Raw genomic sequence first — 11,911 nt, 5'->3', positions numbered from 1 at the left:
CCCGGCGCGAGATGCGCTTGAGCCCGGTTAGCTTGTCCGGCAACAGTTCTGGCAGCTCCAGCCCGAAGCGCGGCCACGCGCCCTGGTTGGCCGGCTCCTCCTGCACCCAGAAGAACTCCTCGGCCGCCGGGTAGCGGTCCAGCGTCTCGTTGAGCCGGCGCTTGGGCAGCGGCGCGAGCTGCTCGATGCGCACGATCGCGACGTCGTCGCGGTTGTCCTTGGCCTTGCGCGCCACCAGCTCGTAGTAGATCTTCCCGCTGGTCAGCAGGATCCGCCGGACCGTGCCGCGATCACCGATGCCGTCCTCGTAGGTGGGCTCCTCGAGCACCGAGCGGAACTTGATCTCGGTGAAGTCCTTGATGTCGCTGACCGCCGCCTTGTTGCGCAGCATCGACTTCGGGGTGAACACGATCAGCGGGCGCTGGATGCCGTCCAGCGCGTGCCGGCGCAACAAGTGGAAGTAGTTGGACGGCGTCGAGGGCATCGCGATCGTCATCGACCCCTCCGCCCACAGCTGCAGGAAGCGCTCGATGCGCCCGGAGGTGTGGTCGGGTCCCTGCCCCTCGTGCCCGTGCGGCAGCAGCAGCACCACGTTGGACAGCTGGCCCCACTTGGCCTCGCCCGAGCTGATGAACTCGTCGATGATCGACTGCGCGCCGTTGACGAAGTCGCCGAACTGCGCCTCCCACAACACCAGCGCGTCCGGGTTGCCCACGGTGTAGCCGTATTCGAAGCCGACGGCGGCGTACTCCGACAGCGGCGAGTCGTACACCAGGAACTTGCCGCCGGTCGGGGTGCCGTCGAGGTTGGTCGCCAGCAGCTGCAGCGGGGTGAACTCCTCGCCGGTGTTGCGGTCGATGATCACCGAATGCCGTTGGGAGAAGGTGCCGCGCCGGGTGTCCTGCCCGGACAACCGCACCAGCTTGCCCTCGGACACCAGCGAACCCAGCGCCAGCAGCTCGCCGAACGCCCAGTCGATCTTGCCCTCGTAGGCCATCTCGCGGCGCTTTTCCAGCACCGGCTGCACGCGCGGGTGCGCGGTGAAACCGTCTGGCACGGAAAGGAAAGCGTCGCCGATGCGGGCCAGCAGCGACTTGTCCACGGCGGTGGCCAGCCCGGCGGGCACCGGCTGGTCGGCCTCCACCGACGCGCTGGGCTGCACGCCGTGCTTCTCCAGGTCGCGGACCTCGTTGAACACCCGCTCCAGCTGGCCCTGGTAGTCGCGCAGCGCGTCCTCGGCCTCCTTCAGCGAGATGTCGCCGCGGCCGATCAGGGCCTCGGTGTAGCTCTTGCGCGCCCCGCGCTTGGTGTCGACGACGTCGTACATGTACGGGTTGGTCATCGACGGGTCGTCGCCCTCGTTGTGGCCGCGCCGGCGGTAGCACAGCATGTCGATGATGACGTCCTTGTGGAAGCGCTGCCGGAAGTCGACGGCCAGCTGGGCCACCCACACGCAGGCCTCCGGGTCGTCGCCGTTGACGTGAAAGATGGGCGCCCCCACCATCTTTGCGACGTCGGTGCAGTATTCGCTGGAGCGCGAGTACTCGGGCGCGGTGGTGAAGCCGATCTGGTTGTTGACGATGATGTGGATGGTGCCGCCGACGCGGTAACCGGGCAGGTTCGCCAGGTTCAGCGTCTCGGCGACGACCCCCTGCCCGGCGAAGGCGGCGTCGCCGTGCAGCATCATCGGCACCACCGAGAAGCTCTTGCCGCCGTCGTCGTCGGCGCCGCGGTCCAGCAGGTCCTGCTTGGCCCGGACCAGGCCCTCCAGCACCGGGTCGACGGCCTCCAGGTGGGACGGGTTGGCGGTCAGCGACACCTGAATGTCGTTGTCCCCGAACATCTGCAGGTACACGCCGGTGGCGCCCAGGTGGTACTTGACGTCGCCGGAGCCGTGCGCCTGCGACGGGTTGAGGTTGCCCTCGAACTCGGAGAAGATCTGCGAGTACGGCTTGCCGACGATGTTGGCCAGCACGTTGAGCCGGCCGCGGTGCGGCATCCCGATGACCACCTCGTCGAGGCCGTGCTCGGCGCACTGGTCGATGGCGGCGTCCATCATCGGGATCACGCTTTCCGCGCCCTCCAGCGAGAATCGTTTCTGCCCAACGTATTTGGTTTGCAGGAACGTCTCGAAGGCCTCGGCGGCGTTCAGCTTGCTCAGGATGAACTTCTGTTCGGCCACGGTCGGTTTGACGTGCTTGGTCTCGACCCGCTCTTCCAGCCAGCGCTGCTGTTCGGGTTCGAGGATGTGGGTGTACTCCACGCCGATGTGGCGGCAGTAGGCGTCGCGCAGCAGGCCCAGCACGTCGCGCAGCTTCTTGTATTCGCAGCCGGCAAAGCCGTTGACCTTGAAGACGCGGTCGAGGTCCCACAGCGTCAGGCCGTGGTTGAGGATCTCGAGGTCGGGGTGGCTGCGGAACCGGGTGCTGTCCAGGCGCAGCGGGTCGATGTCGGCCATCAGGTGCCCGCGGTTGCGGTAGGCCGCGATCAACTCCATCACCCGGGCGTTCTTGTCGACGATCGAGTCCGGGTTGTCGGTGCTCCAGCGCACCGGCAGGTATGGGTTGCCCAGCTCGCGGAAGATCTCGTCCCAGAAGGCATCCGAGAGCAGCATCTCGTGGATGGTGCGCAGGAAGTCGCCGGACTCCGCGCCCTGGATGATGCGGTGGTCGTAGGTCGAGGTCAGGGTGATCAGCTTGCCGATGCCCAGCTCGGCGATGCGCTCCTCGCTGGCGCCCTGGAACTCGGCGGGGTATTCCATGGCGCCGACGCCGATGATGGCGCCCTGGCCGGCCATCAGCCGCGGCACCGAGTGCACGGTGCCGATGGTGCCCGGGTTGGTCAGCGAAATCGTCACGCCCGCAAAGTCTTCCGCGGTCAGCTTGCCGTCGCGGGCGCGGCGCACGATGTCCTCGTAGGCGGTGACGAACTGCGCGAAGCGCAGTTCCTCGCAGCGCTTGATGCCGGCCACCACCAGGGACCGCTTGCCGTCCTTGCCCTGCAGGTCGATGGCCAGGCCCAGGTTGGTGTGCGCGGGCGTGACCGCGGTCGGTTTGCCGTCGACCTCGGCGTAGTGCCGGTTCATGTTCGGGAACTGCTTGATCGCCTGCACGAGTGCGTAGCCCAGCAGGTGGGTGAAGGAGATCTTGCCGCCGCGGGTGCGCTTGAGCTGGTTGTTGATGACGATCCGGTTGTCGATCAGCAGCTTGGCCGGGACGGCCCGGACGCTGGTCGCCGTCGGCACGTCCAGCGACGCGGACATGTTCTTGACGACGGCGGCGGCCGCGCCGCGCAGCACCTGCACCTCGTCGCCCTCGGCCGGCGCGGGAGCGGCGGGCTTGGCCGGCGCCGCGGGTGCCGGCGCCGCGGGTGCCGGGGCGGCCGGTGCCGGGGCGCCGTTGCCGGCGGTGGGTGGCGGCGGTGCCGGCTTCGCCTCGGCGGGGTTCGCCGCCACGGCGCCCTGTCCGTCGGGTGAGGCCGCTTGTGTCGCCTCGGTGGCGGGTTCGGGGTTGTAGTCGACCAGGAACTCGTGCCAGCTCGGGTCGACCGAGGAGGGGTCGTCGCGGAACTTGCGGTACATCTCCTCGACCAGCCATTCGTTTTGCCCGAATGGTGACATGTTGCTCACGGCCGCTGTTCGCCTCAATTCTTTTGTCCTGCAGGCGCGCTGTACGCGTTATCGGCGGGGCACCTCACTCCCGCAATGGTCCTGGAACGTTTCCGCCCCAATAAAGGCTAACCTTTCGCGAGCGATTCGCGAGAGGGACCGGGTCGGGCCGCCGTCAGCCGGCTTCGTGGACCGGCGGCAACAGCCGCAGCGTGCTCGGCCAGCGCGCGGGCGGCAAGCCGAACGCGTGGCGGGCGTTGCGGACGATCTTCTTGCCCACCATCCGGTTGCCGGCGCCGCCGACCACGGCGCCGATGCCGACGGGCAGCGCCTTGCCGAACATCAGGGCGCCCTTGCGCAGGGCGTAGCGCTTGACGAAGTAGCTGAGCATCCGGCTGTTCAACCGCGACAGCGTCGGCAATGGCAGCGACGCCATGCCCTCGGCCAGCCAGCCCCCGTTGGTGCGTCCGGGTCCGATCAGCTCGCCGATGGCGCGCTGGCTGTCGTCGCCGACCAGGACGGAAAGGACCAGCGCGCGCCGGCGTTCGCGGTGGTCGGCCGGGATGTTGTAGACGACCGCCTTGGCCAGCACGAACAGCGCGGTGGCCTCGATGAAGAAGACGGTTTCCCCGGCGCCCGCGGACACCGCCGTCAACGTGCCGACGCCGGGAAACGTCGCGGCCGAGCCGACCGCGGCGCCGCTGGCCGTCAGCGCCGCCAGGAAGCGCTTCTCCAGCTTGGCGTCGATCTCGGCGGGGCCGGCGGCCGGGTGCGCGCGGCGCAACCTCGACACGTAGGCCTCCGCGGCGGGGCCGTGGACGCGCGTGCTGCGCTCGATGACCTGCGCCAATGCCCGCGCCGACGCCTTGGGCCGGCCGCCCGGGCCGGCCGCCGCCTGCTCCGGCGTCGGCATGCGTGACGCTCTGTTCCGTCGGGCCCGCATACTGCCTCTCTTCCACATGTCCTTCCAGGCTAACGTGCGGTCACGGATGCGCGGCCGAGCGGCGCATTTGCCCACGCGGGATAATGCGGGCTGGGTGGCGATTCATGCCGACGGTGCGAGGGGGTTACGGCAGATGAACACGGCGACGCCTTGGTCGCCGGGGGGGATCCGGCGCGCGGGGCCGAGTCGCGCCGAGTTGATGAAGCGCTGGAACTCCCTGCTCGCGTCCGGCCCACGGAACCCCTGGAACGCCCTGTTCGCGATGATGATCGGCTTCTTCATGATCATGGTCGACTCCACGATCGTCGTCATCGCCAACCCGACCATCAAGATCGACCTGCACACCGGGTACGCCACCGTGGTCTGGGTGACCAGCGCCTACCTGCTGGGATGCGCGGTGGTGTTGCTGGTGGCCGGGCGGCTCGGTGACCGGTTCGGCACCAAGAACCTCTACCTCCTCGGGCTGGGCCTGTTCACGCTCGCGTCGCTGTGGTGCGGGCTGTCCGGCAGTGTGGCGGTGCTGATCGCCGCCCGGGTGGTCCAGGGCGTCGGCGCCGGCGTGCTCACCCCGCAGACCCTGTCGATGATCACCCGGGTCTTCCCGCCGGAGCGGCGCGGTGTCGCGGTCAGCGTGTGGGGCACCACCGCCGGTGTGGCCACCCTGGTCGGGCCGCTGGCCGGTGGCGCGCTGGTCGACGGGCTGGGCTGGCAGTGGATCTTCTTCATCAACGTCCCCATCGGCGCCGCCGGGCTTGCGCTGGCGGCGTGGCTGGTGCCGGTGCTGCCCACCCAGGCGCAGCGCTTCGACCTGGTGGGCGTCGGGCTGTCCGGGGTGGGCATGTTCCTCATCGTCTTCGGCCTGCAGGAGGGCCAGGCCGCCCACTGGCAGCCCTGGGTCTGGGCGATGATCGTCGCCGGCGCCGGATGCATGTCGGTGTTCGTGTACTGGCAGGCCGTCAACACCCGCGAGCCGCTGATCCCGCTGCGCGTCTTCGCCGACCGCGACTTCGGCCTGTGCAACGCCGGGGTCGCCGTCACCGCGTTCGCGATGACGGCGATGATGCTGCCGCTGCCGTTCTTCCTGCAGGCCGGGTGCGGGCTGTCGTCGACGCGTTCGGCGCTGGTGATCGCGCCGATGGCCGTCGTCGGCGGCGCGCTGGCGCCGTTCGTGGGGATGATCGTCGACCGGTACCACCCCGGGCCGGTGCTCGGTTTCGGCTTCTCGACGATGGCGATCGGGCTCACCTGGCTGTCGTTCGAGATGTCCCCGTCGACGCCGATCTGGCGGCTGCTGCTGGCCTTCGCCGTGATCGGTGTGGGCAGCGCCTTCGTGTGGGCGCCGCTGACGGCGACCGCGACGCGCAACCTGTCCCCGGAGCTGGCCGGGGCGGGCTCGGCGGTCTTCAACTCGGTGCGGCAACTCGGCGCCGTGCTCGGGAGCGCGGGCATGGCCGCGTTCATGACGTGGCGGATCGGTTCGGAGATGCCGTCGGCGGCCCCGTCGGCCTCGGCGGAGGACGCCACCGCGGTGCAGCTGCCCGAGTTCCTGCGCGAGCCGTTCGCGGCCGCGATGGCGCAGTCGGTGCTGTTGCCCGCGTTCGTCGTGTTGTTCGGCGTCCTCGCGTCGCTGTTCGTGCTCGGGTTCGCGCCGGCGGCGGCCGCGGGGCTGCCTTATGAGGGCGACGTGGCCGACGACTATGACGACGACGACTACGTGGAATTTCTGCTGGTTCGCGAACCGGACGTGGCGCCGCCGCCCCGTGCCCGGGCGGTACCCGTGCGCAAGCCCGTCCCGGCCGGACCGATTGGATTCGCGCACAACGGGTCTCGCGTCGAGGGCGGGAAGCGGCTTCGCCCGATGGCGTCGCCGGGTCATCGCTACCGCCCGGATCCGGACGACGACACCGCCGGCTACGGCCGGCACTCGTCCTAGTTAGTCCCTCTCGCCGCGCCGACTGTGGGGGTTATGTACGGATTTTGTCGAATTTTGATACGTAGCCCCCACACTCGGCGCACTAGTCGCGCGTCAGCGCGAGGAACGCGCCCAGGTCGACCAGCCCGGCGGGCGTACCGGGCAGGTACTCGGTGAGCAGCCGCGAGCGCACGATCACCGCCGCGTACTGCGCCCTGCTGATGGCGACGTTGAGCCGATTCCGGTTGAGCAGGAACGAGATCCCGCGCGGCACCACGTCGGCAGACGAGGCCGTCATCGACACGAACACCACCGGCGCCTGCCCGCCCTGGAACTTATCGACGGTCCCGACCCGGACCGCTCCCAGCCCCGCCTCGCCGAGCCGCCGCCGGATCAGCGTCACCTGGGCGTTGTAGGGCGCCAGCACCAACACGTCGGAGGCGGCCAGCGGCCGGGTGCCGTGTTCGTCGGTCCACGCCCGGCCGAGGAGGCGCTTGACATGCGCGGCGATTGCGTCGACCTCCTCGGGGCTGTCCGTCGAATTGCCTTGGTGTTCCACGACGCTCACGTGCACGCCCGGGCTCTGCCCGTCGAGGTGGCGCGCCTCGGTGCACTCGTGGGAGTGCAGCCGGCCCTCGTAGGACAGCGCGGAGACCGCGGCGCAGACCGCCGGATGCATGCGATACGAGCAGTCCAGGAAGTAGCCGCGCTCGTCGGGCAGGGTGCGCCGGCCGTCCACCAGCCAGTCCAGCGCCGAGGTGTCGACCGGTTCCGGATGCGTTCCCTGGCTGACCTGTGGCAGCTGCTGCGGATCGCCGAGCAGCAGCAGGTTGGCGGCCGCCGGTGCCACGGCGATGGTGTTGGCCAGACAGAACTGGCCTGCCTCGTCGATCACCAGCAGGTCCAGGACGCCCGGCGGCACCCGGTTCGCGTTGGCGAAATCCCAGGCGGTGCCGCCGATCACGCAGCCCGTCGGGTTCGCGATGAAGGCCGGGTAGTCGCTAGAGTCGATTTCCTGCCAGCGGGGGGCGTCGTGGCCGGCGGGTTTCTTAGCGACCCGGGCCGGATCCAGGCCGGCGTCGATCACGCAGCCCAGCAGGTTCTCCACCGTGGCATGCGATTGCGCCACCACCCCGACGCGCCAGCCGTGGTCGGCGACCAGGGTCTTGATCACCCGGGCGGCGGTGTGCGTCTTGCCGGTACCCGGCGGGCCGTGCACGGCCAAGTACGAGGAGTCGAGATCGAGCGCGGCGACGGTGATGTCGTCGACTGCGTCGCCGCGGCGCGGCAGCGGGCCACCGCTTTTGGTGCGCGGCGCGCGGCGCAGCAGGACGTCGATCACCGCGGTCGACGGCAGCCTCGGCAGGCCGACGCCCACCGCGGCCGCGGTCGTTTCGATCGCCTCCCTGAGGGCGGTCGTGGCAATGGGCGGTCCCGGGGTGAGGGCGAACGGCAGCTGCTCAAAGGTGTTGCCGTCCTTGCCGACTCGCTCGGCGATCACCACCTGCGTGGGTACGGCCGGATCGTCGACCGCCACCACCTCGGCGCGGCCGGCAGCGCGCCGGTCAGGGTTGTCGGCCATTCCCGGCGGGGCCGGGGGCTCGTAGAGCGCGAATACGTCGGTCATCAGGTCGCCGCGCGCCAGCTCTCCCGTCAGGCGCACGTGTCGCCGCGGCTTGCGGGCGCGGGGCGGCGTGTGCCAGTCGGCTTCGACCGAGGCCGCATCGGCGAGGAAGACGTCGGTTTCGTCGGACCACTCCTCGATCGGGAAGTTCAGCCGGTCGAAATGCGCCCACCAGAACGGCTTGTCCTCGCGCCGGTGGTAGCCGCGTGCCGCGGCCACCAGCGCCACCGCCGTCTGTTCGGCCGTGCGCGCGCCGACGCCGGCGTCGCCGGTGAACGCCGACAACGTCGTCGCCAGCCGGTCGCGGTCCTCGACCCGGTTGCCCTCCGGAACCGGTTGCGCGCCAACGGGTACGACGCCGGATTCGTAGGCGCGCAGCATCAGCCAGTTGCGCAGTGCCTGGGTGGACCGGCAGTCGTAGTGGTTGTATTCCTCGATCTCCTTGAGCAGGGACGCGGCGTCGTCCAGTTGGCCTTCGTCCTTGAGCTGGCAGTAGCGGGCGTAGGACGTGATCGACTCGGTGGCCGTCGTGACGTCACCGGCGCGCAGCTGTGCGCCCATGTACAGCGGCTCGAGCGCCTTGAGGCCGAACGACTCCGCGCCGACCCGAATGCTCTTGCGCACCACGGGATACAGGTCGACCAGCGTACCGCTGCGTAGCAGTTCGTCGACGTCGTCCTCGCCGACCCCGTACCGTCCGGCGAGCCGCAGCAGCGCGGTCTTTTCGTAGGGCGCGTAGTGGTAGATGTGCATGTTGGGGCGGCGCCTGCGGCGCTTCTTCACCATCGCGAGAAAGTCGGTGAGCGCCTTGCGCTCGTCCACCCGGTTGTGCGCCCACAGCGGGTGGAATTCCCCGCCTGCCTCCAGGACGCCGAACAGATACTCCAGGCCCCAGTCGTGTCCGTCGGCCGTCCACAGCGGGTCGCCTTCGAAGTCGAAGAACAGGTCACCGGGGTCGGGCTCGGGCAGCAGCGTCAGCGGCTGCGGGTCGACGATCTCGTATTGCGGGGTGCCGGTGTCGCGTTGCCGGACTTGCAGTTTGGCCTGCGCGGCGAGTTTATCGAGGGCGCTCGGCGCCAGGTCCGGCACCGGCTCGGTGCGGTCGGCCAGCGCGGTGACGGTGGTGATGCCGGCGTCAATGAGCCTGTCGCGCTGGGTGACTCGCATCCCGGCGACCAGCAGCAGGTCGTCGGTTGCGCGCAGCTGCTCGGTGCACAGCGGGCAGTGGAAACACGCGCCTACGTTTTGGTCGTCCCAGCGGACCGGCGTGCCCGCGGCGTAGTGCTCGTCGAGCAGTCGCTGCAAAAGCGCGCGCTGGGAACGGTAAACCGGGATCAGGTCGCCGACGCGGTACTGCACGACGGCGCCGTCGCCCAGCTCCAGTTCGGCCTCCGGCGCGACCGGGACGCCCGCGGCGCCCAGCGCGTCGGCGTAGGCCGCCAGCTGCAGCAGCGCGGGCACCTTGGGCGAGCGGGCCAGCTTGGTGTCGGCGACCCGGTACCGCTCGCCGTCGAGCACCAGGAAGTCGGCGAACCCGACGAATCGGCCGTCGAACATCGCGGCCTGATACACCACCGGGGCGCGGTCAGCGATCGCGCGCCGGGTTGCCTCGGCGGCGGCCGTCAGCCCGGCCAGCGTGTAGGCCGGGCGGCCGATTACCGCGACACCGTCGCCGAATTCGTCCCGATATTTGTCGAGGCGGCGTCGTTCGTGCTCGGTGCCGAGGGCGGAGGTCCGGGCGAGCAGCTCGTCCTCCACGGCGACGGCCGGGCCGCGGCCGAGTTTCGCGTCGAAATCCCGCAATAGGGCGTATTCGCACCGGGCGGCGGACGCGAGGTCCGACGCGCTGTAGACGACGGTTTCACCGGTGACGAACACAGCTGCAACTGTAGGCGAGGGGACCGACACGAAAACGGAAGTTTTCCGCGGCGCCTGGAATGCATTGTGCCGCAGCGGAAGTAGCCGAGTCGCCGGGGCGCGTGCCGCGCCGGCGCACTCAGGCGGTAGCTTCGGCAGGTGATCGTTACGGGGGCCTTTCTCGCCGAAGCGGCCGCGGTGGTCGACAACAAGCTGAACGTGACCGGCGGCGTGCTGTCCCGATTCATCGTCGGGCCCGACCGGTTCGCCCGTTTTCTGCTCGTGGTGCTGACGCAGTCCGATGCCGAGGAGGAGGGCGACCGGGTCGACGTCGAGATCTGGCCCCCGACGGGCGACGAGCCCCTGCGCGTCGCCTTCCAGATGCCCGCGGCCGCCACCGTCGGCGAGATCGGCTTCGCCTTCTTCCCGGTCGAGGTGGCCCTGCCCGTCGACGGCCGCTGGGTGATCGTCGTCGCCGGCGGCCCCGGCGTGATCTCGCTTCCGCTCGTGGTGAGCGGCTGACGCGGGTTCGCCCCGGGCTCAGTGGCCGGGGCCGTTACCGATCAGCTGGACGCCGTTGCCGTCCCAATGGAATCGGACGTCCGTGTTGAGGCCGTTGATCCCGCCGGGGTAGGTCAAGGCGACCGTGTCGCCGGTGGTTTGCGCCGCGTCGATGCCGTTGAACCCGTAGGTGTCGGGCACGCCCTGCGGGATGAACTGGCCGAGGTGGAAGAGCACCGCCCGCGTCGTCGGGTTGACCGCGTTGGTGTTCGCCTTGATGATCACCGCCGAGAGCTGCGCGCACTCGTTGTAGTTGCCGGCCACCGGTTCGGGATTCCAGCCCTGCTGGCTGCGCGGGTCTTTGGGCAGCTCGGAGACGACCTTGGCGATGGTGGGCGAGGCCAGGTTCACCGCGCACGGGTCGGGCGCCGCGCTGGTCGGCGGGGCGGCGACGCCGGACGTCGGCATCGGCGTGGCCGGGGCGGTGATCGACGCGGTCGACGTCGTCGTCGTGGCCTGCGGTGTCTTGGCGACGGTGGAATCCCCTGAACCGCAACCGGTTAGCGCCGCGGCGATCAAAGCGAGGCCGGCCAGTGGCTCGGCGCGACGGGTTAGCGAACACACATCGCGAAACCGTACCGTTATCCGACCGACGGGTGCGGCAGGCGTGGCCGCGTGCCCTGACGAACGGGCTCCCCGGATACCGGTCCTCGTCGGTCTCACCGGGCAAGTGCATCGAAATCAAGCGCGAGCAATTACCAACGTGGAATTGAATTCAAACGGAAAGTTTGGAAATGGTTGGTGGATTCTGTGAATTGCGCGTATGTCCCACCTGGGATAACGCCCGTAGTCAATAATGTCGTGGGGCCGATCCGGGGGCGACTGGACGGGAGCGGCTGGTGTCCTCATTTGTGGTGGCTGGGCCGGAAGCGATGGCGGCGGCATCGGCGAATCTGACCGGGATCGGGTCGGCGCTTGAGGCGGCCAATGCGGCCGCGGCGGGTTCGACGACGCAGCTGGCGGCGGCGGCCGAGGATGAGGTGTCGGCGGCGATCGCCGCATTGTTCGCCAGCTACGCCCGGGACTATCAGGCGCTGAGCGCGCAAACGGCGGCATTTCATGACCAATTTGTGGGGGCATTGAAGGGTGCGGGCGGCGCGTATGCGCTCGCGGAAGCCGCCAATGCGTCGCCCCTGCAAACAATCGAGCAGGACATTCTCGGCGTGGTCAACGCGCCCACCCAGACGCTGCTCGGACGCCCGTTGATCGGTGATGGCACTAATGCGGCCCCGGGCAGCGGTTTACCCGGCGGCCCGGGCGGGATTTTGGTCGGCAACGGTGGCAATGGTGGTTCGGGCGGGGCGGGGCTTCGCATTCAACGCGTACATGCAGGTCCTGCTGGCCATCATGGAGATCCCCGGTTGCCTGGTGGCGCTGTACCTGGTGATGCGGCTGCGCCACCGCGGT

At 69.6% G+C, this 11,911-nt stretch carries 6 protein-coding genes and 2 pseudogenes; 4 read left to right on the top strand and 4 right to left on the bottom strand.

Features of this window, described 5'->3' with window-relative positions; all coding sequences use genetic code 11:
• Both A5655_RS00030 and A5655_RS00025 read right to left on the bottom strand, forming a co-directional pair.
• A partial coding sequence (locus A5655_RS00030) for a multifunctional oxoglutarate decarboxylase/oxoglutarate dehydrogenase thiamine pyrophosphate-binding subunit/dihydrolipoyllysine-residue succinyltransferase subunit (protein WP_067004252.1) occupies positions 1-3,628 on the bottom strand: 3,628 nt, incomplete at its 3' end.
• 154 nt (positions 3,629-3,782) lie between these two features.
• A complete protein-coding gene (locus A5655_RS00025; protein ID WP_067004250.1) occupies positions 3,783-4,550 on the bottom strand; it encodes a hypothetical protein in 768 nt (255 codons plus the stop codon).
• A gap of 133 nt (positions 4,551-4,683) precedes the next feature.
• On the opposite strand from A5655_RS00025, the gene A5655_RS00020 reads away from it, so the two are divergent.
• Complete coding sequence (locus tag A5655_RS00020; RefSeq protein WP_082978389.1) at positions 4,684-6,483, top strand: MFS transporter; 1,800 nt, start codon at positions 4,684-4,686, stop codon at positions 6,481-6,483.
• 82 nt (positions 6,484-6,565) lie between these two features.
• On the opposite strand, the gene A5655_RS00015 is transcribed toward A5655_RS00020, so the two are convergent.
• Positions 6,566-9,964: a TM0106 family RecB-like putative nuclease gene (locus A5655_RS00015; RefSeq protein WP_067004248.1), complete on the bottom strand. Its 3,399-nt coding sequence runs from the start codon at positions 9,962-9,964 to the stop codon at positions 6,566-6,568.
• A gap of 141 nt (positions 9,965-10,105) precedes the next feature.
• Between A5655_RS00015 and A5655_RS00010 the strand changes: the two genes are divergently transcribed.
• The gene (locus tag A5655_RS00010; RefSeq protein ID WP_082978391.1) at positions 10,106-10,465 is read left to right on the top strand and encodes a hypothetical protein; all 360 of its coding nucleotides are present in this window, start codon (positions 10,106-10,108) and stop codon (positions 10,463-10,465) included.
• 18 nt (positions 10,466-10,483) lie between these two features.
• Here A5655_RS00010 and A5655_RS00005 read toward each other — a convergent pair whose 3' ends face one another.
• Positions 10,484-11,068, bottom strand: a complete 585-nt coding sequence (locus A5655_RS00005) for an LppP/LprE family lipoprotein (RefSeq protein ID WP_369807117.1) — start codon at positions 11,066-11,068, stop codon at positions 10,484-10,486.
• A gap of 308 nt (positions 11,069-11,376) precedes the next feature.
• Between A5655_RS00005 and A5655_RS28105 the strand changes: the two are divergent.
• Both A5655_RS28105 and A5655_RS28440 read left to right on the top strand, forming a co-directional pair.
• Positions 11,377-11,811: pseudogene (locus tag A5655_RS28105) on the top strand (PE family protein); the annotation flags it as partial.
• A pseudogene (locus A5655_RS28440) lies at positions 11,738-11,911 on the top strand (sodium-dependent bicarbonate transport family permease); the annotation flags it as partial. The pseudogenes A5655_RS28105 and A5655_RS28440, both read left to right, overlap by 74 nt.

The organism is Mycobacterium sp. 1081908.1 (assembly GCF_001673535.1).
Taxonomy (GTDB): Bacteria; Actinomycetota; Actinomycetes; order Mycobacteriales; family Mycobacteriaceae; genus Mycobacterium.
The sequence above is the reverse complement of the archived record's forward strand: the minus strand, read 5'-3'. Positions and strand labels throughout refer to the sequence as shown.

Coding starts and splice junctions, on each gene's coding strand:
- A5655_RS00020 (WP_082978389.1), top strand. CDS start 4,684: ATGAACACGGCGACGCCTTGGTCGCCGGGGGGGATCCGGCGCGCGGGG.
- A5655_RS00025 (WP_067004250.1), bottom strand. CDS start 4,550: ATGCGGGCCCGACGGAACAGAGCGTCACGCATGCCGACGCCGGAGCAG.